The organism is Mesorhizobium sp. M7A.F.Ca.US.011.01.1.1 (genome assembly GCF_003998295.1).
Lineage (GTDB): Bacteria > Pseudomonadota > Alphaproteobacteria > Rhizobiales > Rhizobiaceae > Mesorhizobium.
Genome location: NZ_RZRT01000012.1, coordinates 68,650 through 92,630, shown reverse-complemented (window position 1 = coordinate 92,630; position 23,981 = coordinate 68,650). Strand labels below are relative to the sequence as shown.

Below are 23,981 nucleotides of genomic sequence, written 5' to 3'. Positions count from 1 at the left end.
CACAGCCTGTTAAGCCTTTGCCGTTAACCTTTCTTAACAGATCAGCGGTAATGTCCGGGCGAGAGGGGTTCATGCCATGAAAGCAGTTCTGCTGCGTTTTCTGAAGGACGAGACTGGCGCCACGGCCGTCGAATATGGCCTGATCGTCGCCGTGCTATCGCTGGCCATCGTCGGCGGTATCGGCCGGGTCTTCGACTCGCTCATCTGGCTGTTCAGCGATAATACCAGCAGGCTTGCGAACGCCTTCGCACCCTGACGTGGCTTTTCCGCGCCTGCGGACAAGATCATTGCCCGTCGGGAGCCTCCAGGATCGACTTCAGCGACACCTTGGCCGAACCCGGCTTCAGCGGTTTCTGCTGCGATGCATCGGGCGCCCAGCCGGACATCCAGACAATCGAGAAACTTGCCCTCACGCGGCCGTCGGGGTCGGAAAACCGCTCGGCGTAGATTTCCGCCGCACGGGCAAACAGCTTGCGCGAGCCCGGCCGCCGGCTGCGATCGGTGAGCGCATTGGTCTCGCCCATGGCCCTCAAATCCGCCATAAGGTTAAACAGGCTGGCATAGCGCACGGTCACCGTCTCGACGTCGGCGACCGGCAGAGCGAGACCGGCGCGCTGCAGCAGCGCACCGGCATCGCGCACGTCGGTGAACGGGGCGACACGCGGGCTGGCGCCGCCGTAAAGCTCGGTCTCGGCCGAAAGCAGGCTTTCGCGCAACTCGAAAAGCGTACCGGTGCCGGCAAAGGCGCCGAGGAAAAGCCCATCCGGCCGCAACGCACGGCGGATCTGGATCAGCATGCCGGGGATGTCGTTCATGGCCTGCAGCGACAGAAGCGACACCGCCAGATCGAGGCTTTCCGCTTCGAACGGCACGGTTTCGAGCGGTGCGATCAAGCCGGCGCCGCCACCGCTCAGGAAGGCCGTGTCCGCCTCGACGCGGACAATGTCGGCGACCTTGCTGCTTTCGGCGAGCGTTTCGGCCGCCGCCGGCGTCTGGCAAAACAGCACAGCCGCCTTGCCGAACCTGCGCTCGACGGCGCCCAGCCGGTCGGCAAGGTCCTCGGCCGTGCGGCGCATGAGGAAGTCCGCGCCGTCGACCGGATGGGCAAGGGCGCGCCGCTTGTGCGCCAGCCACAGAGAGGTATCCATTATCGGCTGCAACGGGCAGATCCTTTGTTTGTCCACGCTCCGAGATCGTTGATATAGTGGCGTGCAGGAGCAACCACGTGGCCGATCCGATGCCCAAGATCAAGTCCATCGGGATCGCGAACCTGGCCCGGTCGGTTGTCGGCTGGCCGGCGCGGATGCTGTTTCCGCCGGTCTGCGCCGGTTGCCGCCGGCATGTCTCGCAGCCGGGCGTGCTGTGCGGCGCCTGCTGGCCGAAGCTCAGGCTGCTGGAGCGGCCATGGTGCCCGGTCATGGGCACGCCGTTCACCCACCATATGGGCGAAGGCTTTCTGTCGGCCGAGGCGATTGCCGATCCGCCGCCTTTCCAGCGGGCGCGGGCGGCGGTCGCCTATTCCGGCGTTGCCCGACAGATGGTGCAGGGGCTGAAATACCAGGATCGCACGGATCTGGCACCATGGATGGCGCGCTGGATGGTGCGCGCGGGTGCCGATCTCATCGCCGAGGCGGATGTGGTGGTGCCGGTGCCGCTGCACTGGCGGCGCTTTTTCAGGCGGCGCTTCAACCAATCTGCGGAACTGGCGAGGGCCGTCTCGACGCTCAGTGAATTGCCCTTCGCCCCCTCGGCGGTGCGGCGCGTGAAACTCACCCGCCAGCAGGTCGGGCTGGAGCGCGGGGAACGCGAGGAAAATGTGCGGGCCGCCTTTCGGGTACCCGCCGAGGCGGAAATCGAGATCGCCGGCCGCAGGGTGCTTTTGATCGATGATGTCTACACCACCGGCGCCACGGTGCGTTCCGCCAGCAAGGCGCTGAAAAGGGGAGGTGCGGCCGCCGTCGACGTGCTGACCTTTGCCCGTGTGTTGCCGGGGGACTTCCGGGCGGACGAGTCCGCGACTATATAAGTCGGCAACGAACAGCGGAAATTCGTCATGGCCGATGTCACCATCTACACCCGCATGATGTGCGGCTATTGCACGGCAGCCAAGCGGCTGCTCGAGGGCAAGGGCATAGCCTTTACCGAGCACGATGCCTCCTTCTCGCCGGAACTGCGCCAGGAGATGATCTCCCGGGCGCATGGCCGCACGACCTTTCCGCAGATTTTCATCGGCGATACGCATGTCGGCGGCTGCGACGACCTCCACGAGCTGGAGGCCGAAGGCCGGCTGGACAAACTGCTCGCCAACGGCGCGACGAATTGAGGGAATGACGATGGGTGTTTTCAAAGCCGCTGCGATCCAGATGCGTTCAGGCGAGAGCCCCGAGCGCAACGCCGTCGATCTCGAACGGCTGGTGCGCGAAGCAGCTGGCCAAGGTGCCGCCTACATCCAGACGCCGGAAATGACCGGCGCGCTGATCCGCGACAAGGAAGCGCGCGCCGCCTCCTTCACCTCCGAGGACAAGGACATCGTCGTCGCGACCGCGCGCAGGCTGGCCAGGGAGCTCGGCATCTTCCTGCATATCGGCTCGACCGCGATTTTGCGCGCCGACGGCAAGCTCGCCAACCGGGCGCTGCTGTTCGGGCCGGACGGCGCCACGCTCGCCACCTACGACAAGATCCACATGTTCGACGTCGACCTCGACAATGGCGAGTCGTGGCGCGAATCGGCCGCCTACGAACCGGGCACCGAGGCCGTCGTCACCGAGATCGAGGGTGCAAAGCTCGGCTTCGCCGTTTGCTATGATCTGCGCTTTCCGCAACTCTTCCGCGCCGAGGCACTGGCCGGCGCCGACCTGCTTTCCGTACCGGCTGCCTTCACCCGACAGACGGGCGAGGCGCACTGGCACGTGCTGCTCAGGGCGCGCGCCATCGAGAACGGTGCCTATGTCGTTGCCGCCGCGCAAGGCGGCTTGCATGAGGATGGCCGCGAGACCTACGGTCATTCGCTGATCGTCGATCCGTGGGGCCGTGTCATCGCGGAAGCCGCGCATGACGAGCCGGCGGTGATCGTCGCCGAGATCGACCCGGCGCAGTCGCTTGCGGCACGCAAGAAGATCCCCAATCTCAGGAATGCGCGGGATTTTGCCGTCAATGCCGGCTTGGGCGAGGCGCCGCGTCTCAGGGGTGCAGCCTCTTGATCCGTTTTGCCCTGATCTGCGAGCACGAGCACGAATTCGAAGGCTGGTTCCGCAGCAACGCCGATTTCGACACCCAGAAGAAGCGCGGCTTTGTCGATTGCCCGACCTGCGGCTCGCAGAAGGTGCAGAAAGCGCTGATGGCGCCGGCTGTCTCCACGGCGCGCAAGCAGGAAACCATAGCGCTCGCCATGGGCGAGGCGCAGAAGCAGGCTCTGGCGCAGCTGAAGGCGATGGCCGAGAAGGTGCGCGAGAATGCCGACTATGTCGGCGACAAGTTCGCCGAGGAAGCGCGAAAGATCCATTTCGGCGAGAGCGACCCGCGCGGCATCTATGGCGAGGCGACCCTGGACGAGGCCAAGAGCCTGGCCGAGGATGGCGTCGAGTTCATGCCGATCCCGGTGTTTCCGGACGATCGCAATTGACCAACTAGCTGACGCTGCCGATCAATTTCTCAAGCAGCCGAGAGAGCGTTTCGCGTTCCGCCTGCGTGAAGCCCGAAAGCACCGCGTGTTCGTTGGCCACGTGGGCGGTAACGGCCTCGTCGATCAGCGCCAGACCCTTTTCGGTCAGCCGCACGACAATGCCGCGCCGATCGTTGGGATGAGGCCCGCGCAGGATCAATCCGGACGTCTCGAGCCGGTCGAGCCTGTTGGTCATGGCGCCCGACGTCACCATCGTCGCCTCATAGAGAGCGGTCGGCGTCAGCGCGTAAGGTAAGCCCGAGCGGCGCAGCGTTGCCAGCACATCGAATTCCCCGGACTGCAATCCATAACGGGCAAACAGCGGCGCGAGCCGTTCGCGGGCGATCAGCGAGGCGGCCTCGTTCAGCCGTCCGAGCACGGCCATCGGCGAGACGTCCAGATCGGGTCGCTCCCGCTTCCATTGCTCGATCGCTCTTGCTGCCCTGTCCAATTGTCTCACCATCATATATCTTGACGTTAAGAATCTTTCCATTATCTTATCGTAACGTACAATGCCGGCCAAGAGCCGCGCTACAGGATTCGGTCAATGAAACTTCTCTGGGATTCGGCGCTCGGCCTGCTGGTCGTCACTGGCGGCCTGCTCGGCCTGACGCTGCCCTTCGGCAAGCTCGCCACGGCTGCCGGCGTGCCGGCCATGGTCTGGGCCTTCGTCATCTCGCTCGGCGCCGGCGGGGTCTTGCTGTGCGTGCTCCTGGCTCGCGGCAAGCGGGTCCGGCTCACCGCGCACAAATTGCGCTATTTCTTCGTCACCGCTGCGGTTTCCTACGCCGTGCCGAATCTCCTGATGTTCTCGGCCATCCCATATCTTGGCGCCGGCTACACCGGCATCATGTTCACGCTGTCGCCGGTCATCACACTGGTGTTCTCGATCCTGTTGCGTGTCCGGCGCCCCAACATGCTGGGCATTGTCGGCATCGCCGTCGGCTTCGTCGGCGCCGTCATGGTCGCGGTGACGCGCGGCGAGGCCGGCCAGCCGGCCGATTTGTTCTGGGTGGCGATGGGGTTGCTCATTCCGGTCAGCCTTGCCGTCGGCAACATCTACCGCACGGTCGACTGGCCGAACGGCACCGGCCCGATCGAGCTTGCCGTCGGCAGCCATCTGGCGTCAGCGGCGATGCTGTTTGCCGGCATTCTTCTCCTGTTCGGCGGCGAGGCTTTCGTGCCACTCGGCGGCGTGCCGCTGGTGGTGGTCGCGCAGGTTGCGTCGGCGTCGGCGATGTTTGCCTTCTTCTTCCGGCTGCAGGCGGTTGGCGGTCCGGTCTATCTCAGCCAGATCGGTTATGTGGCGGCCGCCGTCGGCCTGTTTGCCGGAACCATCTTCCTCGGCGAGCAGTATCAGCTGCTGACCTGGGCAGGCGCGCTCATCATCACTGCCGGCGTGTTCATCACCACCAGGGCACAAAGCCAGAAGGGTCGAGTTCCTGCAGCCGGAACCGCCTTGCCGATCCGTTAGGCCTGGCTCGCGTCAAAGATTTTCCTGAGAGCCGGCGGGGCAACATTTCGCCATGACATCCGTATTGCGCTGCGAAATGTCTGTTCATCGCATGCGTCAAGAATGATCGACGTCCAGCCCTTTCGTCCCCATCCACCAGGCACTGGCTTGAAAACCAGCGGTTCGGCTGCAGTCGTCATCTCTTGCTGGCCGGTGTCGAGCTTTATGACGGCGCGATCGTTTTCGGGCAGCGACATGAAGATGCGATTGCGTACCCGGAAGTCGGCCTTGCCGAAATGCGATTTCTCGGCCGCTTCGGGAAGCTCAAGCGCCAATTGTCGGGCTCTCACACTGTCCACGGCCCGACAAATCTCCAGATCAGCCTTCAGACCGAGCCTTTTTCCGCCAGGACCATGTAGTTGACGTCCATGTCCTTCGACCGCGCCCAGCGGTCGGCCAGCGGGTTGTAGGTGACGCCGGTGCGGTCGATGATGGTGAGGCCGGCGCCGCCAAGCGCCTTTTCGAGCTCTTCCGGGCGCACCAGCTTGCCGAACTGGTGGGTGCCGCGCGGCAGCCAGCGCAGCACATATTCGGCCCCGATGATGGCTAAGCCCAGCGCCTTCAGCGTGCGGTTGATGGTGGCCACGAACATGATGCCGCCGGGCCGCACCATCTCGCCGCATTTGGCGACGAACAGGTCGATGTCGGCGACATGCTCGACCACTTCCATGTTAAGGATGACGTCGAATTTCTCGCCGGCGTCGGCAAGGTCCTCGGCCGTCGTGGCGCGATAGTCGACGCTGACATTTCCCTCGGCAGCGTGCAGCTTGGCCACTTCGATGTTGGTTTCGGAGGCATCCGCGCCCACAACCTCGGCGCCAAGCCGCGCCATCGGCTCGCACAGAAGTCCGCCGCCGCAGCCGATGTCGAGGATGCGCAGGCCCTCGAAAGGCCTTGCAGCGCGCGGGTCACGGCCGAAGCGCGTCGCTATCTGGTCGCGGATATAGGCCAGCCGGACCGGATTGAATTTGTGCAGGGGACGGAATTTGCCGTTCGGGTTCCACCATTCGGCGGCAAGGGCGGAAAAGCGTTCCACTTCTCCGGCATCGATCGTCGATCGTCGGGGCTCTGGCATCGATAGGTCTCCTCGACACTATAGCGCCGCGCGTCCTCTTGGACGCGCAAAGGACGCTGTAGCACTTTAGATTCTGCGCATGATCCTTTCCGAAATCGACTTCGATTTCGGGGTCATGCGCTAGGAAGTCGGGCGTGAGGCCGCGAATGTCAAGGCAACAATTTTCGATGCTGCCCAAGGGACTGACAGACTGGCCGAGCTGGCAGCGTGCCTAGTTCGTGCCGAGCACGTCACGCAGTTTCGCCGCCAGTTGCTCGATGGTGAAGGGCTTGGCGAGGAAATGCACGTCGTGGTCGAGCACGCCATTGTGGACCACGGCGTTCCTGGTGAAGCCGGTGGTGAAGATCACCTTCAGCTGCGGCATGCGGGCAACGGCCTCTTCCGCCAGCTTGCGGCCGTTTATGACGGGCATGACGATGTCGGTGAACAGAAGGCCGACGTTCGGGCGCTCCGCCAGTTTCTGCAACGCTTCCTCGCCGCTCGCGGCATGAATGACGGTGTATCCGAGTTCGCGTATGGCCTCGGTGGTGGAGACCCTCACGCGGGCATCATCCTCGACGACAAGGATCGTTTCGGTGACCGGTGCGGCGGGGTTGTCGCCTCGCCTGGCGGGCACGGCCGGCTCATCGGCGCCGAAATACCGCGGCAAGTAGATCTTGATCGTCGTGCCTTCGCCGGGTTCGGAATAGATATTGACGTGGCCGCCCGACTGTTTGACGAAGCCGAACACCTGGCTCAATCCCAGGCCGGTGCCCTTGTTGACCGGCTTGGTGGTGAAGAAGGGTTCAAAGGCCTTGGCCATGACATCGGGGGTCATGCCCGAACCGGTGTCGCTGACGGCGATCATCACATACTGGCCGGCCGCGACTTCGGCATGGGCGGCGGCGTAGCTCTCATCGAGATGGCTGTTGGCGGTCTCGATGGTCAGCTTGCCATCATCGCCCATGGCGTCGCGCGCGTTGACGGCCAGGTTGAGAACGGCGTTCTCGATCTGGCTCGGGTCGGCATGGGTTTTCCACAAGCCTCCCGCCAACACCGTTTCGATGCGGATGGTTTCGCCGAGTGCCCGACGGATCAGGTCGGACATGCCGGTCAGCAGACGGTTGGCGTCGACGATCTGCGGCGCCAGCGGCTGCTGGCGCGAGAAGGCGAGCAGCCGGGCCGTCAGATTGGCGGCACGGGTCGCGGCATCGATCGCCGCATCGACGAATTGTGCGATGTCGTGCTCGCCACGCGCCAGCTTGCGCTGGGCGAGGTTCATGGCGCTGATGATCACCGCCAGCATGTTGTTGAAGTCGTGGGCGATGCCGCCTGTAAGCTGGCCGACAGCCTCCATCTTGTGCATCTGGCGGATCTGGGATTCGGCCTTTTCGCGTGTCTCGATCTCCTTGCCGAGGGCGACGTTCTTGCGCACCAACTCATCCTGGGCAACGGCAACCTCACGGAAGCGGCGGCGCGATTCCCTGATCGCGTAGCCGGCAAGCAGGAAGATCGCCAGCAGCGCCGCCACCGAACCGATGCGTAACCAGGCCTCGACCTGGTCGGTATGCGCATCGCGCGCGGCGACGGCTGCGGCGCTGATGCGTCGGACCGTATCCATGCTGGTCCGGATTTCCTCCATGACGGCCTTGCCCTGGCCGCTGCGAACCAGATCCAGCGCATTCGTCGCATTGCCCTGGTCGTACAGGGCAATTGTCTCGGCCAGTTCAGCCTGCTTTTGCGAAAGCGCGTCCTTCATATGGCTGATCTGCTGGACGAGTTGGTCGTCAGGGGCAGTCAAGCTGTCGATGCGGGCAAGTTGCCCCGGAATGGCGCCGACAGCGCGCTGATAGGGATCGAGATAGGATTTCTCGCCGGTCAGCAAATAGCCGCGTTGGCCGCTCTCTGCATCTTGCGCCAGCGAAAGCAGTCCCGAAAGCAATTGCTGATATTCGATTGCCTCGCGCGCGGCGGCGCGGTTGGCCCGCTGTTCCTCGACCAGCATGGCACGGCTGCCGACAATCAGCGCCAGCACGGCAAAGCCGGCGACAAGCGGGAGCGATTGCCATCGCATGGCACGTCGAAGACGAGCAATCATCATCTGTTATGCCGAACCAAAAGAATTCCCCGCAGGCTGCATTTCGTAAGCGGCGGCGGGGCGGAAGGCAATATGCCGGCTTCTGGGCCGGCAATCGGTCGCCAGCCTTGCGAAACCTTCATCATTTGGCTAAGGAGGCCGCGCATTCAGCGGCCGGCGTCAGCCGGCCTTCCGCTTTTCGGGATTCCGGCTTTTGGCCGGGATTCGGCTTCAGGCAAAGGCATTTCGCTCCCATGGCGCGCATCGTGATGAAATTCGGCGGAACCTCGGTCGCCGACATCGCCCGCATCCGCAACGTGGCGCGTCACGTCAAACGCGAGGTCGACGCCGGCCATGAGGTGGCGGTGGTCGTTTCGGCGATGGCCGGGAAAACCAATGAACTGGTCGGCTGGACGCGTGAGGCCTCGCCGATGCATGACGCACGCGAATATGATGCGGTCGTCGCTTGCGGCGAACAGGTCACGGCCGGCCTTCTGGCCATCACCTTGCAGAACATGGGCGTGCATGCACGTTCCTGGCAGGGTTGGCAGATCCCCATCAAGACCGACAATGCGCATGGAGCGGCGCGCATCCTCGACATCGACGGCGCGTTCCTGATCAAGCGCTTCGGCGAGGGCCAGGTGGCGGTGATCGCCGGGTTCCAGGGCATCGGCCCGGACAATCGTATCGCCACGCTCGGCCGCGGCGGCTCCGACACCAGTGCTGTCGCCATCGCCGCGGCGGTCAAGGCCGATCGCTGCGACATCTATACCGACGTCGACGGTGTCTACACCACCGATCCGCGGATCGAGCCCAAGGCGCGGCGGCTGGCCAAGATCTCGTTCGAGGAAATGCTTGAAATGGCCTCGCTCGGCGCCAAGGTTCTGCAGGTGCGTTCGGTCGAGCTTGCCATGGTGCACAGGGTGCGTACCTTCGTGCGGTCGTCCTTCGACGATCCCGACGCGCCCGGAATGGGGGATTTGCTCAATCCACCCGGAACGCTCATTTGCGACGAGGAAGAGATCGTGGAACAGCAGGTCGTCACCGGAATTGCCTACGCCAAGGATGAAGCGCAGATTTCGCTGCGCCGGGTCGGCGACCGGCCGGGCGTTGCCGCCGGCATCTTCGGGCCGCTGGCCGAGGCCAACATCAATGTCGACATGATCGTCCAGAACATTTCCGAGGACGGCAAGTTCACCGACATGACCTTCACCGTGCCGTCGGGCGATGTCGACAAGGCGCTGGCCGTGCTTGAACGGCTAAAAGCCGAGATCGGCTACGACGTCGTGCAGTCGGAAGCCGGCATGTCGAAGGTTTCGGTCATCGGCATCGGCATGAGGAGCCATGCCGGCGTCGCCGCCACCGCTTTCAAGGCGCTGGCCGACAAATCGATCAACATCCGCGCCATCACGACCTCCGAGATCAAGATTTCGATCCTGATCGACGGTCCATATACGGAACTTGCGGTTCGTACTTTGCATTCCGTCTACGGTCTGGATAAGCAGTAGCGAGAACGATTTGAGTTGTTGCGTGTGCGCCGGTCGCGGTGGAAACTGCGGCGGGCAGAATGCCCATTGGAGAACAAGCCGCGATGCGTGATCAGGCCAGTGGCCCGCGCGTTTTGCTCAAACGGCTCCGCGAGCTCATGCAGGAGCCGCTGGAGCCGCAGGAGCGGCTTGACCGGATTGTGCGCGACATCGCCTCCAACATGGTCGCGGAAGTCTGCTCGCTCTATGTGCTGCGCGCCGATTCGGTGCTCGAGCTCTATGCCACCGAAGGTCTGAACCCGAACGCCGTCCATTTGGCGCAGTTGCGGCTGGGCCAAGGTCTGGTCGGCACGATCGCCGCCAGCGCGCGGCCGCTCAACCTGTCCAATGCGCAGGAACACCCTGCCTTCGCCTATCTGCCGGAGACTGGGGAAGAGATCTACAACTCGTTTCTCGGCGTGCCGGTGCTGCGGGCAGGGCGCACGCTGGGCGTGCTGGTGGTGCAAAACAAGACCATGCGCCACTACCGCGACGACGAGGTCGAGGCGCTGGAAACCACGGCGATGGTGATCGCCGAGATGATCGCCACCGGCGATCTGGCGCGGCTGACCCGGCCCGGCCTTGAACTCGATCTGCGCCGTCCTGTCAGCTTTACCGGCCTGTCCTTCAATGAGGGCGTCGGGCTCGGCCATGTCGTGCTGCACGAGCCGCGCATCGTCGTCACCAATCTGTTCAACGAAGACAGCGAGGAAGAGGTCCGCCGGCTCGAGACCTCACTCAGCTCGCTCAGGCTGTCCATCGACGACATGCTGGAACGCCGCGACGTCGCCTTCGAAGGCGAGCATCGCCAGGTGCTGGAAGCCTATCGCATGTTCGCCAACGATCGCGGCTGGGTGCGGCGGCTGGAAGAGGCCATCCGCAACGGCCTGACGGCGGAAGCCGCGGTGGAAAAGGTGCAGAGCGATATGCGCGCCCGCATGCTGCACATGACCGATCCCTATCTGCGCGAGCGGATGAGCGATTTCGACGACCTCGCCAACCGCCTGCTGCGCCAGCTGATGGGGCGCGGGCCGGAAGATGTCGCGGCATCGCTGCCGAAGGACGCCATCATCGTCGCCCGTTCGATGGGGGCCGCCGAGCTGCTCGATTATCCCCGCGACAAGATGCGCGGGCTGGTGCTCGAGGATGGTGCGGCGACCAGCCACGTCGTCATCGTCGCGCGTGCCATGGGCATTCCCGTCGCCGGCCAGATGAAGGGCGCCGTTTCCATGGCGGAAAACGGCGATGCCATCATCGTCGACGGCGAAGAGGGCGTGATCCATTTGCGGCCGCAGCCAGATCTCGAGGCCGCCTACGCCGAAAAGGTGCGTTTCAGGGCGCGCCGGCAAGAGGTCTACCGCGAGCTGCGCAAGAAGCCGTCGACGACCAGAGATGGTGTCCAGGTCGATTTGCTGATGAATGCTGGTCTTGCCGTCGACCTGCCGCAGCTTGCCGAAGCGGGTGCGGCCGGCATCGGCCTGTTCCGCACCGAACTTCAGTTCATGGTCGCCTCGACATTTCCCCGGGCCGAAGCCCAGGAAAAGCTCTACCGCGACGTGCTCGAGGCGGCGCGCGGCAAGCCGGTCACCTTCCGCACCATCGATATTGGCGGCGACAAGGTGCTGCCCTATTTCAAGGGTGCGATCCAGGAAGAGAACCCGGCACTTGGCTGGCGGGCGATCCGACTGACGCTCGACCGGCCGGGATTGCTGCGCACCCAGATCCGCGCTTTGCTCAAGGCCAGCGGCGGGCGTGAGCTGAAGCTGATGCTGCCAATGGTGACCGAGCTTGGCGAGATCGCCCAGGCACGCGAGATCATCGACCGCGAGGTGCGGCATCTCTCGCGCTTTGCCCATCATTTGCCGACCAGTCTGAAGTTGGGCGCCATGTTGGAAGTGCCGTCGCTCCTGTTCCAGCTCGATGAACTGATGAAGGCGGTCGATTTCGTCTCGGTCGGTTCGAACGACCTGTTCCAGTTCGTCATGGCCGTCGACCGCGGCAACACGCAACTGGCCAACCGCTTCGACACGCTGTCGGCGCCGTTCCTGCGGGTGCTCAAGCAGATCGCCGATGCCGGCGTCCGCAACAATACGCCGGTGACGCTGTGCGGCGAACTCGCAGGCAAGCCGATTTCGGCGATGGCGCTGATCGGACTCGGCTTCCGTTCGATCTCGATGTCGCCGGCATCGATCGGTCCGGTCAAGGCGATGCTGACGGAACTGCCGATGGACGAGTTGAAGGCGTTTTTCGACGACAATCTGATGGCTCCGGCACAGGGCTTGCCGATGCGAGCGCTGCTGCAGGCCTTTGCCGACGACCGTTCGATCCCGTTATAGCAGCCTCATCATGGTCAATTTGCCCCGCGATCGTATGGATCAAGTCGTCAAGCGTTTCGAGATGCTCGAAGCGCAGATGTCAGCCGGCCCGGCGCCGGATGCCTATGTGCGCATGGCGTCCGAATATGCCGAAATCCAGGACATGGTTGCCAAGGTCAGGGCACTGCGCCTGGCCGAGCGTGAGCAGGCCGACCTCGAAGCCATGCTTGCAGACAAGGGCACCGATGCCGAGATGCGGGCGCTCGCCGAGGCCGAGCTGCCCGAGGTCGAGGACCGTATCGAGGCGTTGCAGAAGGACATCCAGATCCTGCTGTTGCCCAGGGATGCCGCCGACGACAAGAACGCCATTCTCGAAATCCGCGCCGGCACCGGCGGCGACGAGGCCGCGCTTTTCGCCGGCGACCTGTTTCGCATGTATGAGCGCTACGCTGCCGAACGCGGCTGGCGTTTCGAGACCGCCTCGGCCAGCGATGGCGATGCCGGCGGCTATAAGGAAATCATCGCGACGGTGTCGGGCAAGGGCGTCTTTGCGCATCTGAAGTTCGAATCCGGCGTGCACCGCGTGCAGCGCGTGCCGGCGACCGAGGCGAGCGGGCGCATCCACACCTCGGCCGCAACCGTCGCGGTGCTGCCCGAAGCCGAAGAGGTCGACATCGACATCAGGGCCGAAGACATCCGCATCGACACGATGCGCGCCTCGGGTTCGGGCGGCCAGCACGTCAACACCACCGATTCGGCCGTCCGCATCACCCATCTGCCGACCGGCATCATGGTCGTGCAGGCGGAGAAATCGCAGCATCAGAACCGCGCCAAGGCCATGCAGATCCTGCGGGCCCGGCTCTATGATCTGGAGCGCGGAAAGGCCGACGAGGAGCGTTCCGAATCGCGCAAGTCGCAGGTCGGTTCCGGTGACCGCTCGGAACGCATCCGCACCTATAATTTCCCGCAAGGCCGCGTCACCGACCACCGCATCAATTTGACGCTCTACAAGCTCGACCGGGTAATGATGGGCGAACTCGACGAGATCATCAACGCGCTGATCGCCGATCACCAGTCGAAATTGCTCGCCGACATCGGCATCGATGGCTGACCTGCCCGATGCACTCGGGCCGCTGCTGCGGGAAGCGCAGGCTCGGCTTGCCGCTGCCGTCGACGACCCGGCGCTCGATGCGAGGCTGATCGTCGAGCATTTTTCCGGCACCACGCGCACGCAAGCCATTGCGGACCCCGAACGCAAGCTCGGCGCCGGCGTTGTTGCCGAAATCGATGCCGCCTTGAGACGCCGCGCTGGCGGCGAACCGGTGCATCGCATCCTCGGCTATCGTGAATTCTACGGTTTGCGCCTGTCGCTGTCGCCGGAAACGCTGGAGCCGCGGCCGGATACCGAAACGCTGGTCGAGGCAATATTGCCCTTCGTCAAGGCAGTTGCGGCGCGGGAAGGCGAGTGCCGCATCCTCGATCTCGGCACCGGCACCGGCGCCATTGCGCTGGCGCTGCTCAGTGTCGTGCCGACGGCTAACGCCACGGGCGTCGATCTGTCCGCGGGTGCGCTGGCGACGGCGGCGCGCAATGCCGGGCAACTGGGTCTTGCAGGCCGGTTCACGACGCTGCAGTCGGACTGGTTCGAAAAAGTTTCCGGCCGGTACCATGTAATTGTCGCAAACCCTCCCTATATAACCACGGAAGACATTGGAAATCTGCAGGACGAAGTCCGCAATTTCGACCCGCGTCTGGCCTTGGATGGCGGCGCGGACGGTCTGAACCCCTACAGAACCATCGCTGCGGAAGCGGCAAGGTTTTTGGAAACTGAAGGCAAGATTGCGGTCGAGATCGGCCATACGCAACGCAACGAGGTCTGCGAGATATTCGCTGCAGCCGGCTATGTGCCGGGCGGTGCTTTTCGTGACCTCGGTGGAAACGACAGGGTCGTTGTCTTTGTAAGGATAAAGCCTTGACGCAATGCAAAAAAGCGCTTGGCAATGCCGGGGAATGCGGCTAGGGTCGCCTTAACCGGATGAGACGAAGCAGGCAGTGCTCTTAGCGATTCGGTTTTCCTTGGAAATAGCTGCCTTCTTGCGCAAACGATGCCCAAGCTTCGTGCGGGAATCGTCCGGCAAGTGATGTAACCGGAACAGGATGGCACGTGGCGCCAACGCAATCGATGCGGGCGAACGCCGGTGAAGAGACGAAACGGCTGGCTGCATGAGCGCCTCCGTTCGTGAAGAGTTTTTCGAAAATTTCAAAATGAAGAGAGTTTGATGAGGCCACAACAGCAGAACAGGCGCATGCGCGGTCGCAACAATAGTGGCGGCGGCGGTGGTAACAATAACAACAACAATAACAACAACAACCGCAAGGGGCCTAATCCCCTGACGCGCAACTACGAGAGCAATGGCCCGGATGTGAAGATCCGCGGTTCGGCTCAGCAGATCGCCGAAAAATACGCCACCCTTGCCCGCGATTCTCACAGCTCCGGCGACCGGGTCATGGCGGAGAACTATCTCCAGCACGCCGAGCACTACAATCGCATCATCGCGGCCGCACAGGCGCAGATGCCGATCCAGAACGCGCAGCAGAATCGCGATGATTTCGACGATGACGGCGACGAGGATCGCGACGATTTCGACAATGGCGGCAACAACAACAGCAACACTGTTTCCGACGTCCAGATCCCGGTGATCAACCATGGCGCCGGCCCGCAGCCGGTCATCGAAGGGACGCCTGCCGAGGTTGCGCTCAACCGGGAAGGTGGCCGCGAGGCCCGCGATAACAATGGCGGGCGTAACAATGGTGGCCGCGACAACAATGGCGGGCGCCATCGCGATCGTCGCCCCAATGGCGGTTATGGTCAGAACGGCCAGCGCGACTTTGGTTCACCCGTGGAGCAAGGTGGTCAGCCCCAGGGCAACGAGACCCCGGTTCAGGGCGAAGCCGTTTCGCCGACCGAATCTGTAGCGCCGGCCGAACCGGCTCCGTCGTTCGAGAATCTTTCCCCGGCAGGTCTTGCCGCCCAGGCCGAACTCAACGAGGCGGCCGCCGAAAGCGGGGCTGCCCGTCGTCCGCGTCGTCCGCGCCGCCCGCGCGTCAACCCCGATCAGGTTGATGGCGGTGGCGAAAGTGCCGAGGCGGCCCCGGTCGAAAGCGGCAATGCCCAGCCGGTCAATGTCGATATCGACAACTGATCGAACGGCACCTCAAGACATAGAACGGCGGGGAGAAATCTCCGCCGTTTTCGTTTGGGCGGCCGTGCAATATTATGAAGTTGCCGATACCGAGACGTCTTGAGGGTTCGGAGCTTGTGTACCATATCAGCCTGAACTGGACCCGGCTCGAATGGGCGGGTCCGTCACCGCAATCGGATCCGGTGCCGCAAAGCGGGCCGGTGATGGAAGGAGACAGATATGAACCTCGAGAAATACTCAGAGCGCGTGCGCGGCTTTATCCAGTCCGCGCAGACTATGGCGCTTTCCCGCAACCATCAGCAATTCACTCCTGAACATATCCTGAAAGTGCTCGTCGACGACGATGAGGGCCTGGCCGCGTCGCTGATCGAAGGCGCCGGCGGCAACGTCCGCGACGTCAAGCTTGGCGTCGAGGCGGCGCTCGAAGCGATGCCCAAGGTCGAGGGCGGCAATGGCCAACTCTATCTGGCCCAGCCGCTGGCAAAAGTGTTTTCGACCGCCGAGGAACTGGCCAAGAAAGCCGGCGACAGCTTTGTCACGGTGGAGCGGCTCTTGCAGGCGCTCGCCATGGAGAAATCGGCCAAGACCGCCGACATACTGGCCAAGGCCGGCGTCACCGCGCAGGCGCTCAACCAGGTCATCAACGATGTCCGCAAGGGCCGCACCGCCGATTCGGCGAGTGCCGAACAGGGCTACGACGCGCTGAAGAAATACGCGCGCGACCTGACCGCGGATGCCCGTGCCGGCAAGCTCGATCCGGTCATTGGCCGTGACGACGAGATCCGCCGCACCATTCAGGTGCTGTCGCGCCGCACCAAGAACAATCCCGTGCTGATCGGCGAACCCGGCGTCGGCAAGACGGCGATCGCCGAGGGCCTGGCGCTGCGCATCGTCAATGGCGACGTACCGGAATCGCTGAAGGACAAGCAGCTGATGGCGCTCGACATGGGCGCGCTGATTGCCGGCGCCAAATATCGCGGCGAGTTCGAGGAGCGGCTGAAGGCCGTGCTCTCCGAAGTCACCTCGGCCAACGGCAACATCATCCTGTTCATCGACGAGATGCACACGCTGGTCGGCGCCGGCAAGGCGGATGGCGCCATGGATGCGTCGAACCTGTTGAAGCCGGCTTTGGCGCGGGGCGAGTTGCACTGCGTCGGTGCCACCACGCTCGATGAGTATCGCAAGCATGTCGAGAAGGATGCAGCGCTTGCCCGCCGCTTCCAGCCGGTGTTCGTCGACGAGCCGACGGTGGAAGACACCGTCTCGATCCTGCGCGGCCTGAAAGAGAAGTACGAGCAGCACCACAAGGTGCGCATTTCGGATTCGGCGCTGGTGGCGGCGGCGACGCTGTCCAACCGCTACATCGCCGATCGCTTCCTGCCGGACAAGGCGATCGACTTGGTCGACGAAGCCGCATCGCGGCTGCGCATGCAGGTCGATTCCAAGCCCGAGGCGCTGGACGAGATCGATCGCCGCATCATGCAGCTCAAGATCGAACGCGAGGCGCTGAAGGTCGAGACGGACGACGCCTCGAAGGATCGGCTTGCCCGCCTGGAAAAGGAACTCGTCGGCCTTGAGGAAGAATCGACCGAGATCACCGCCAAATGGCAGGCCGAGAAGCAGAAGCTCGGGCTTGCCGCCGATCTGAAGAAGCAGCTCGACGAGGCGCGCAACGACCTTGCCATTGCCCAGCGCAAGGGTGAATTCCAGCGCGCCGGCGAGCTTGCCTATGGCAAGATCCCGGAGCTGGAAAAGAAGCTGAAGGAGGCCGAAACCCAGGACGGCAAAGCCGGCATGGTCGAAGAGGTGGTCACCCCCGATCATGTCGCCCATATCGTCTCGCGCTGGACCGGCATTCCGGTCGACAAGATGCTGCAGGGCGAGCGCGACAAGCTGCTGCGCATGGAAGACGAGATCGGCAAGCGTGTCGTCGGCCAGGGCGAGGCGGTGCAGGCTGTTTCCAAAGCGGTGCGGCGCGCCCGCGCGGGCTTGCAGGACCCGCACCGGCCGATCGGCTCGTTCATGTTCCTCGGGCCGACGGGCGTCGGCAAGACCGAGTTGACCAAAGCGCTGGCAAGCTTCCTGTTCGACGACGACAGCGCGATGGTGCGCATCGACATGTCGGAGTTCATGGAAAAGCACTCGGTCGCCCGGCTGATCGGTGCGCCTCCCGGCTATGTCGGCTATGAGGAAGGCGGCGCGCTGACCGAAGCGGTGCGGCGCCGGCCTTATCAGGTCGTGCTGTTCGACGAGATCGAGAAGGCGCATCCCGATGTGTTCAACGTGCTGTTGCAGGTGCTCGACGATGGCCGCCTGACCGATGGCCAGGGCCGCACGGTCGACTTCCGCAACACGCTGATCATCATGACGTCGAACCTGGGCGCCGAATATCTCGTCAATCTCACCGATGATCAGGACGTCGATCTGGTTCGCGACGAGGTGATGGGTGTCGTCAGGGCGTCGTTCCGGCCGGAGTTCCTCAACCGCGTCGACGAGGTGATCCTGTTCCACCGCCTGCGCCGGCAGGATATGGGCCGCATCGTCGAGATCCAGCTCAAGCGGCTGGAGAGCCTGCTTGTCGACCGCAAGATCACACTTTCGTTGGACCAGGAGGCGGTCGATTGGCTGGCGGCCAAGGGCTACGACCCTGCCTATGGCGCGCGACCGCTGAAGCGAGTGATGCAGAAGGAATTGCAGGACCCGCTGGCGGAGAAGATCCTGCTCGGCGACATCCTCGACGGCTCGACCGTCAAGGTAACAGCCGGTTCCGACCGGCTGAACTTCCGCTCGAAGCCGACGATTGTGGCGGCGGAAGTGGCAGCCTGATCCAAAGCCGCGCGTCCATCCCGGACGCGCGGCTTTTTAGGTCTTTGTCATATGCATGTCGTTCTCCCAAAACCGGGGCCACTTTTGGGCGACATGCGCAAAAAAGCGGGCGCGGATGACACTGGACGATTACAACAGCTTCTGCGCCTCGCTGCCCGCGACGAGCCATGTCGTCCAGTGGGGCGGCGCCCATGTCTGGAAAGTCGGGGCCAAGGTCTTCGCGATCGGCGGCTGGGACCAGGGCCAGCAGCTCTTCGTCACCTTCAAATGCTCCGATATCGCCTATGACGTGCTCAAGGAGCAGCCGGGCCTGCGGCCCGCGCCCTATCTTGCCTCGCGCGGCATGACATGGATCCAGCGTCGGACAAGCCAGAGCATTGATGATGCCGCGCTGAAGGACTATTTGCGCGAGAGCCATCGCCTTGTAGCCCTGAAACTGACCAGGCAGGCGCGCAAGGAATTGGGACTTGCCGCAAGCTAGTCTATATTCCTCGAGGCGCCGGAAAACCGCCATCTTCATGCCCGGTTCATGTTGGAACCATATGGTGGGTAACTGGTTTGCTGGCGAGGGGCTTCGCCAGAGAACAATGCCGGGCGGCGGCAATTACGGACCGGAGAGTTTCGCCACTATGCTGCGTACGATCTTCACCCTTTCGGTACTTGCCGGCGGGCTTTTGTCTGCCAATGCAATCGCTGCCCCAACGCAGGACAGCGCACCACCGATTGTCCGTGCCGCCGATACCGGGGGCATCCTTGTCGCCCAGGACGGCAATCTCGACATCTACTACGACGCCAGGGGCAATCGCGTCATCGTCGACGCCGATACCGGCAAGGTCATCGCCATCCAGCCGCCGCAGACCCGGCTCGACCGCCGCGCCTTGCGCCGTGAGACACGACTGCGCGAACTGGGCCGCGCCCCCGACGGCGACGACCGCTACTATCTCGACGATCCGGAAGACATGGCGCGGTTCCGCCGCCAGCAGTTGGAAGAGGAAGGCCGCGTTATCCCGCCGCCGGCGGACGAGTACGATCCCTATGGGGACAATTCCGTCGAAGCCTACCCGCCGGCGCCGCGGGACGATGGCAGCTACGACGACAATTATCCCGACGCGCCGCGGCCGGCGAAGCCGGGCACCATCAAGCGCCAGCCGCTGAACGAGGCCTCGATAGACCCTGCCCAGCCGGCGATACCCGCCGATCAGGCGGCTCTGCCACCAAAGGCTGGCGACAAGACCACTGTTGCCCCGGCACTTTCGCTGGGAGCGCGCCAGGATGTCGCCGCCCTTCAGGTGCTGCTCGACCGGGGTGGCGCTTCGCCTGGCGTCATCGACGGGCGTTTCGGTTCGAATGTCGACAAGGCGCTCGCTGCCTACAACCAGATCACCGGCGCCAATCTGCGATCGACCGACGCGGTCGCCATCCAGGCGGCACTTGCGCAATCCGGCGGCGATGCCTTCGCCAACTACACGATCACAGCGGAGGATGCGGCCGGTCCCTATGTCGCGTCGATCCCGGAAGACTACAGCCAGAAGGCGCAACTCGACCGCATGGGTTACACGTCGGTGACCGAGGCGCTCGCGGAGCGCTTCCACATGGACGAGAATTATCTCAAAGCGCTCAACCCGGACGTCGATTTCAATCGTCCCGGCGCGACCATCAAGGTCGCCAATTTTGGAAAACTGGTTTCGACGCCGGTGGCCCGCATCGTCGCGGACAAGGACAAGAAAGAGGTTTTCGCCTATGATGCCGGCGGCAGACTGGTCGCGGCCTATCCCGCAACCATCGGCTCATCGGACACGCCGTCACCGTCCGGCATTCACACGGTGTCGCGCGTCGCGCTCGATCCGAACTACACCTACAATCCCAGCATCAATTTCAAGCAGGGCCAGAACGACAAGGTCCTGACCATTCCGCCGGGCCCGAACGGTCCCGTCGGCTCGGTCTGGATCGCCCTGGACAAGCCGACCTATGGCATCCACGGCACGCCGGATCCGTCGAAGATCGGCAAGACCGAAAGCCATGGCTGCGTACGCCTGACCAACTGGGATGCGCGGGAGTTGGCCAAGCTGGTTTCACCGGGTGTCACGGTGGAGTTTGTCGGCGGACCTTCAGCCGATAGCCTTGCGCAGCAGTGAACTGTGAAGTGCGGCGGCATAGACCAGCTGCATGATCAGGATGAAGCCGAGCTTTCAAGTGGTCGCCTCATCGAAATCCCCGCCGGCTGCGTGTAACGGCGCCAGCATGACTGTGCCATTTGCGCCCTGACAGAGTGCGACCTGGCCAAACGGCTGGTTTCAGCGACAGCAAGCCACTGGCTGGTTGTTGCCGGTGCGCTAGGGGTTTAAGCAAGATTTCATGCATTCACCGAGTAAAGCTGCCGCCGTCCCGCTGACCAGCCCGGTCAGGAATGGGACGTTCTGTCCGCAGTCGCAGCGGCGATTTGTGCTGATCGCGGCAATTCTGGCCTCGGCGCTTGGCTTCATAGACGGCTCGATCCTGGCCATCGCCACACCAGCGATCCGAGTCAATCTCGGCGCCAGCCTAGCCGAGGCGCAGTGGATTTCCAATGCCTATGCGTTGACGCTGTCGGCGCTGATCCTGGCCGGGGGTGCCGCCGGCGACCGATTCGGCCTGCGCCGCGCCTTCGTGGCCGGCATTGCGCTGTTCATCGTCGCTTCGCTTGCCTGTGCGCTGGCGCCGAATGCCATAGTGCTGATCGCATTTCGTGCCGTCCAGGGCATTGGCGCAGCGATCATGGTGCCCGGCAGCCTCGCCATCATCGCCAAGGCCTACCCGAAGAAAGAACGCGGCCGCGCTATCGGCATCTGGGCGGCGGCTTCGGCGCTGACCACGGCACTTGGCCCGGTGCTCGGCGGCTTCGTGCTGTCAGCCTTCGGCGACGGCATCTGGCGGGCGATCTTCGCCATCAACCTGCCGCTCGGGCTTATTTCGATCTGGCTGCTGCTGGCCAAGGTTCCAGCCGATACGCCGACGGAGAAACGCAGCCTGGATCTCGGCGGTGCAGCGCTCGCGACATTGGCCTTCGGCGCGCTTGCCTACGGGCTGACCTCGATGAGGGCCAGCGGCGAGGGCCTCATGGCAGGGCCGAGCATTGCGGCAGGCGTCGTATTGCTGGCTGCCTTCATCTTCTTCGAGCTTCGGCAGCGTGAGCCAATGATCGACCTCAGCCTGTTTCGTGTCGGTGCTTTCGCCGGCGCCAATGTGGCGACGTTCTTCCTCTATTTCGCGCTATCGGCCAACCTTTTCTATCTGCCGATGCTGCTGATCGCCGGCTGGGGACTGAGCACGGCCGAGGTCGGCTTCATCTTCCTGCCCTTGTCGGCAGCGATCGCGCTTTTGTCGGGACCTGTCGGCAAGCTGTCGGACCGGATCGGACCGCGTTTTCCGATCGCCTGCGGCAGCCTGGTCGTGGCTTTTGCGTTTGCCGGGCTGGCCTTGCTCACCTACGCCGGTATCCATAATTTCTGGACCGGAACATTCCCGCTGATGGGCCTGATGGGGCTCGGCATGGCTCTGGTCGTATCGCCTTTGTCGACCGCGATCATGACGGCGGTGGAAGACAAGGACACGGGGGCGGCCTCCGGCATCAACAATGCCGTCTCACGCATCGGCGGTTTGATCGCGGTGGCGGCGATGGGCTCGCTTGCCGCATGGGTTTACGCGAATGCGCTGGACGCGAGCGCAACGCCGGGCATCCCAGGATTTGGTGAACCGGCGCCAGCCGGGCTTGCGCCGGCCATCGATGCGGCGAGGCTCGCCGCCAGCGACGCCGCTTTTGCCGCGGTCTCTTCGGTGACCGCGCTGCTTTGCCTGCTTGCGGCTGTCATCGCCTGGACGACCATTCCCGGTGAGCGATTGCCATGGCCGCGACAGGCCGAAGATACGCCAGGCTGAAGCGGGTCAACCGTCGATCTTGGCGCTCGCAACCTTCAGCGAATCGCTGTCTTCCTGCTTCAGCAGTTCGTCGATGCGCTCGCGCTCGCGCTTGAAGGCAACGAGGTCATCGCCCTTCAGCACCTTGCCGACCGGCAAGCGGACACGCATCGGATCAACCTTGGTGCCGTTGACGATCAGCTCGTAGTGAAGATGCGGGCCGGTGGCGAGGCCGGTCTGGCCGAGGAAGCCGATGGTCTGGCCCTGGCGGACGTGCACGCCCGGTTCGATGCCTTTGGCAAAGGCGCTCTGGTGATTGTAGGACGTTTCGTAGCCATTGGCGTGGCGGATGATGATCTGCTTGCCGTAACCGCCGGCCCAGCCGACCTTCTCGACCGTGCCGTTGCCGGCGGCGATGATCGGCGTGCCGATGGGGGCTGCCCAGTCGACGCCGGTGTGCATGCGGACATAGCCGAGGATGGGATGCCTGCGGGCGCCGAAACCGGAGCGGAATTTCCCGGCGGGCAGGGGATTGCGCAACAGGAACTGCTCGGCGCTCGAGCCGTCCTCATCGAAATAGTCGGTGCCGCCGTCCTGCATCTGGAACCGGTAGAAGTTGCGGGTCTGGCCGCCGAACGTCGCCGAGACGTAAAGAAGCTCGGAGTTGTCCGAGGTCTGGTCGTCGCCGTCGGGCTGCGAGAACAGGACTTCGATGCGGTCGGCGGGGCTGAGGCGGGACTGGAAGTCGACGTCGGACGCCAGCAGCTTGATCAACCGCTGCGTCATCGCCTTGGACATGCCGTAGGAATAGGCAGCGCGGTAGATGCCGTCATAGACGTTGGGCAGGTTGCCGCGCACCACGACCGGCGCCGACGAATCATCGAAGGCCGTCAGCAATTCGGGGTTCGGATCCGGTTCCTGCGCCGGCACATACTGGCCGCGATCGTTGAGCGCGATGGTGACGATGTGCTGGGTCCGGTCGTAGACGCTGGTGCGCACGACCTTGGCGGCATCGCCGTGAACCTCGAGGCCGACACGCAGTACGGTTCCAGCCTTGAGCGCCGTCGCATTGAGCAACTTGGCGATGGCTTCGGCCATTCCGGTGGCATCTTCACCTGTGTAGCCCGAATCGGCAAAAGCCTCGGTGACGTCGAGATCCTTGGTGAAGGGGATGATTTCCTCGGCAAAAGCCGGCGCCTGGTCGTCAACGGTGGCTCGCGGCGCCACCGAGACGTTTTCCGGCACGATCTTGACGTCGTAGGAGCCGGCCATGCTCTCGGCAAAAGCTTCGCCGAATCGCTGCGGGTCGACATAGTGGAGCGAAGCGACCTGCACGGCGCCGTCGCTGAGGTCGGTGCCGGCTTCGCGCACCACCTTTTCCACCTCGTCGGCGGAGAGGTCGCTCTTTTCGTCGAAGGAAGCCGTGTCGATCGGAAAATCGACGGTCTTCAGGCTCATCTCGCTTTCGACCTTGGCGCCGTAGATTTGGCCGGAAGCGGCGGAGGCCGTCGCCGGCTGGGCATTGTCGTCGCTGTCGTCGCCGAACACCTGCATCGGGTCGAAGGGTGGGTAGGCGCGGCTGGTGGTGTGGCCGGCGGCAAGGGCCATCTTGATCTGCACGAAAGGCATGGTGTGGATGACATCGCGGTCGCCGACCTTGGTGACCATCGACACTTCCATGCGACGGCGGTCCTTGGCCTTTGCGATTTGACGCGGCGCCACCAGCCTGGTGGTCTTGGCGACTTCGCCGGAATCCCCGTTGCCGGCAAGGCTGATCAACTCGGCGATCTCGGGTGGGGTGGCCAGCTGCTGGCGGCCGTCAAGGGCGGCGAACAGCGCCACGCCCATCAGCACGCTCGAGGTCACGCCAGTGAGAAATGTTCCCGACAGCCAGCGTGCAGAAACCTCGCGC

Annotated in this window: 21 protein-coding genes (1 of these 21 running past the window's edge); 15 read left to right on the top strand and 6 right to left on the bottom strand. The window is 63.7% G+C overall.

The window, feature by feature from the left end:
- Positions 1-76 precede the first annotated feature (76 nt).
- Positions 77-256, top strand: a complete 180-nt coding sequence (locus EOA13_RS14960; protein ID WP_127293625.1) for a Flp family type IVb pilin — start codon at positions 77-79, stop codon at positions 254-256.
- Positions 257-284: 28 nt separating this feature from the next.
- Here the strand turns inward: EOA13_RS14960 and EOA13_RS14955 are convergent, their stop codons facing one another.
- Entirely contained in the window at positions 285-1,160 is an 876-nt protein-coding gene (locus tag EOA13_RS14955; protein ID WP_127293623.1) for a methyltransferase domain-containing protein, read from the bottom strand.
- Positions 1,161-1,225: 65 nt separating this feature from the next.
- Here EOA13_RS14955 and EOA13_RS14950 point away from each other — a divergent pair, with 65 nt between their 5' ends.
- Genes EOA13_RS14950 through EOA13_RS14935 form a run of 4 tightly spaced genes read left to right on the top strand, consistent with a single transcriptional unit; the run spans position 1,226 to position 3,622 of the window.
- Positions 1,226-2,026: a ComF family protein gene (locus EOA13_RS14950; RefSeq protein WP_127293621.1), complete on the top strand. Its 801-nt coding sequence runs from the start codon at positions 1,226-1,228 to the stop codon at positions 2,024-2,026.
- 27 nt (positions 2,027-2,053) lie between these two features.
- Positions 2,054-2,323, top strand: a complete 270-nt coding sequence (grxC, locus tag EOA13_RS14945) for a glutaredoxin 3 (RefSeq protein ID WP_127293619.1) — start codon at positions 2,054-2,056, stop codon at positions 2,321-2,323.
- 10 nt (positions 2,324-2,333) lie between these two features.
- A complete protein-coding gene (locus EOA13_RS14940) occupies positions 2,334-3,200 on the top strand; it encodes a carbon-nitrogen hydrolase family protein (protein ID WP_127293617.1) in 867 nt (288 codons plus the stop codon).
- Complete coding sequence (locus tag EOA13_RS14935) at positions 3,197-3,622, top strand: DUF1178 family protein (RefSeq protein WP_127293615.1); 426 nt, start codon at positions 3,197-3,199, stop codon at positions 3,620-3,622. Before EOA13_RS14940 ends, EOA13_RS14935 begins: the two co-directional genes overlap by 4 nt.
- 4 nt (positions 3,623-3,626) lie before the next feature.
- On the opposite strand, the gene EOA13_RS14930 is transcribed toward EOA13_RS14935, so the two are convergent.
- Positions 3,627-4,112 (bottom strand): MarR family transcriptional regulator, encoded by a 486-nt coding sequence (locus tag EOA13_RS14930; RefSeq protein WP_127293613.1) that lies wholly within the window; start codon positions 4,110-4,112, stop codon positions 3,627-3,629.
- 96 nt (positions 4,113-4,208) lie between these two features.
- On the opposite strand from EOA13_RS14930, the gene EOA13_RS14925 reads away from it, so the two are divergent.
- Positions 4,209-5,135, top strand: a complete 927-nt coding sequence (locus tag EOA13_RS14925) for a DMT family transporter (RefSeq protein WP_127293611.1) — start codon at positions 4,209-4,211, stop codon at positions 5,133-5,135.
- On the opposite strand, the gene EOA13_RS14920 is transcribed toward EOA13_RS14925, so the two are convergent.
- From EOA13_RS14920 to EOA13_RS14910, 3 genes are all read right to left on the bottom strand, one after another.
- A complete protein-coding gene (locus tag EOA13_RS14920; protein WP_245490379.1) occupies positions 5,132-5,449 on the bottom strand; it encodes an MmcQ/YjbR family DNA-binding protein in 318 nt (105 codons plus the stop codon). The genes EOA13_RS14925 and EOA13_RS14920 overlap by 4 nt on opposite strands.
- A gap of 50 nt (positions 5,450-5,499) precedes the next feature.
- Positions 5,500-6,249 carry a bifunctional 2-polyprenyl-6-hydroxyphenol methylase/3-demethylubiquinol 3-O-methyltransferase UbiG gene (gene ubiG, locus EOA13_RS14915; RefSeq protein ID WP_023811162.1) on the bottom strand — a complete coding sequence of 250 codons (750 nt, stop codon included), beginning with the start codon at positions 6,247-6,249 and terminating at the stop codon, positions 5,500-5,502.
- Positions 6,250-6,460: 211 nt separating this feature from the next.
- Positions 6,461-8,302 (bottom strand): CHASE3 domain-containing protein, encoded by a 1,842-nt coding sequence (locus EOA13_RS14910; RefSeq protein WP_127293607.1) that lies wholly within the window; start codon positions 8,300-8,302, stop codon positions 6,461-6,463.
- Positions 8,303-8,559: 257 nt separating this feature from the next.
- Between EOA13_RS14910 and EOA13_RS14905 the strand changes: the two genes are divergently transcribed.
- The 9 genes from EOA13_RS14905 (at position 8,560) to EOA13_RS14865 (ending at position 22,090) form a co-directional block, all read left to right on the top strand.
- Positions 8,560-9,813 (top strand): aspartate kinase, encoded by a 1,254-nt coding sequence (locus EOA13_RS14905; RefSeq protein ID WP_127293605.1) that lies wholly within the window; start codon positions 8,560-8,562, stop codon positions 9,811-9,813.
- A gap of 83 nt (positions 9,814-9,896) precedes the next feature.
- The gene (ptsP, locus tag EOA13_RS14900) at positions 9,897-12,167 is read left to right on the top strand and encodes a phosphoenolpyruvate--protein phosphotransferase (protein WP_127293603.1); all 2,271 of its coding nucleotides are present in this window, start codon (positions 9,897-9,899) and stop codon (positions 12,165-12,167) included.
- Between the two features lie 10 nt (positions 12,168-12,177).
- Positions 12,178-13,257 (top strand): peptide chain release factor 1, encoded by a 1,080-nt coding sequence (gene prfA, locus EOA13_RS14895; RefSeq protein ID WP_127293601.1) that lies wholly within the window; start codon positions 12,178-12,180, stop codon positions 13,255-13,257.
- The gene (prmC, locus tag EOA13_RS14890) at positions 13,250-14,122 is read left to right on the top strand and encodes a peptide chain release factor N(5)-glutamine methyltransferase (protein WP_127293599.1); all 873 of its coding nucleotides are present in this window, start codon (positions 13,250-13,252) and stop codon (positions 14,120-14,122) included. Before prfA ends, prmC begins: the two co-directional genes overlap by 8 nt.
- 303 nt (positions 14,123-14,425) lie before the next feature.
- On the top strand, positions 14,426-15,349 hold the full coding sequence (locus EOA13_RS14885; RefSeq protein ID WP_127293597.1) for a DUF4167 domain-containing protein: 924 nt from the start codon (positions 14,426-14,428) through the stop codon (positions 15,347-15,349).
- Positions 15,350-15,568: 219 nt separating this feature from the next.
- Positions 15,569-18,175 carry an ATP-dependent chaperone ClpB gene (gene clpB / locus EOA13_RS14880; protein WP_127293595.1) on the top strand — a complete coding sequence of 869 codons (2,607 nt, stop codon included), beginning with the start codon at positions 15,569-15,571 and terminating at the stop codon, positions 18,173-18,175.
- Positions 18,176-18,290: 115 nt separating this feature from the next.
- Positions 18,291-18,656 (top strand): MmcQ/YjbR family DNA-binding protein, encoded by a 366-nt coding sequence (locus EOA13_RS14875; RefSeq protein WP_127293593.1) that lies wholly within the window; start codon positions 18,291-18,293, stop codon positions 18,654-18,656.
- A gap of 148 nt (positions 18,657-18,804) precedes the next feature.
- A complete protein-coding gene (locus EOA13_RS14870) occupies positions 18,805-20,310 on the top strand; it encodes a L,D-transpeptidase family protein (protein ID WP_127293687.1) in 1,506 nt (501 codons plus the stop codon).
- 220 nt (positions 20,311-20,530) lie between these two features.
- Positions 20,531-22,090 carry an MFS transporter gene (locus tag EOA13_RS14865; RefSeq protein WP_127293591.1) on the top strand — a complete coding sequence of 520 codons (1,560 nt, stop codon included), beginning with the start codon at positions 20,531-20,533 and terminating at the stop codon, positions 22,088-22,090.
- A gap of 6 nt (positions 22,091-22,096) precedes the next feature.
- Here EOA13_RS14865 and EOA13_RS14860 read toward each other — a convergent pair whose 3' ends face one another.
- Positions 22,097-23,981 carry the 3' portion of a M23 family metallopeptidase gene (locus tag EOA13_RS14860; protein ID WP_023811173.1) on the bottom strand. 83 nt of this gene lie beyond the right edge of the window, so only the last 1,885 of its 1,968 coding nucleotides appear in the window; its start codon lies off the right edge, out of view; its stop codon occupies positions 22,097-22,099.

What these genes read in the sequence shown, in the direction of transcription:
- EOA13_RS14960 (WP_127293625.1), top strand. Translation starts at nt 77, where the DNA reads ATGAAAGCAGTTCTGCTGCGTTTTCTGAAGGACGAGACTGGCGCCACG.
- EOA13_RS14925 (WP_127293611.1), top strand. Translation starts at nt 4,209, where the DNA reads ATGAAACTTCTCTGGGATTCGGCGCTCGGCCTGCTGGTCGTCACTGGC.
- EOA13_RS14870 (WP_127293687.1), top strand. Translation starts at nt 18,805, where the DNA reads ATGCTGCGTACGATCTTCACCCTTTCGGTACTTGCCGGCGGGCTTTTG.
- EOA13_RS14905 (WP_127293605.1), top strand. Translation starts at nt 8,560, where the DNA reads ATGGCGCGCATCGTGATGAAATTCGGCGGAACCTCGGTCGCCGACATC.
- EOA13_RS14865 (WP_127293591.1), top strand. Translation starts at nt 20,531, where the DNA reads ATGCATTCACCGAGTAAAGCTGCCGCCGTCCCGCTGACCAGCCCGGTC.
- clpB (WP_127293595.1), top strand. Translation starts at nt 15,569, where the DNA reads ATGAACCTCGAGAAATACTCAGAGCGCGTGCGCGGCTTTATCCAGTCC.
- ptsP (WP_127293603.1), top strand. Translation starts at nt 9,897, where the DNA reads ATGCGTGATCAGGCCAGTGGCCCGCGCGTTTTGCTCAAACGGCTCCGC.
- ubiG (WP_023811162.1), bottom strand. Translation starts at nt 6,249, where the DNA reads ATGCCAGAGCCCCGACGATCGACGATCGATGCCGGAGAAGTGGAACGC.
- EOA13_RS14885 (WP_127293597.1), top strand. Translation starts at nt 14,426, where the DNA reads ATGAGGCCACAACAGCAGAACAGGCGCATGCGCGGTCGCAACAATAGT.
- EOA13_RS14940 (WP_127293617.1), top strand. Translation starts at nt 2,334, where the DNA reads ATGGGTGTTTTCAAAGCCGCTGCGATCCAGATGCGTTCAGGCGAGAGC.
- prmC (WP_127293599.1), top strand. Translation starts at nt 13,250, where the DNA reads ATGGCTGACCTGCCCGATGCACTCGGGCCGCTGCTGCGGGAAGCGCAG.
- prfA (WP_127293601.1), top strand. Translation starts at nt 12,178, where the DNA reads ATGGTCAATTTGCCCCGCGATCGTATGGATCAAGTCGTCAAGCGTTTC.
- grxC (WP_127293619.1), top strand. Translation starts at nt 2,054, where the DNA reads ATGGCCGATGTCACCATCTACACCCGCATGATGTGCGGCTATTGCACG.
- EOA13_RS14910 (WP_127293607.1), bottom strand. Translation starts at nt 8,302, where the DNA reads ATGCGATGGCAATCGCTCCCGCTTGTCGCCGGCTTTGCCGTGCTGGCG.
- EOA13_RS14875 (WP_127293593.1), top strand. Translation starts at nt 18,291, where the DNA reads ATGACACTGGACGATTACAACAGCTTCTGCGCCTCGCTGCCCGCGACG.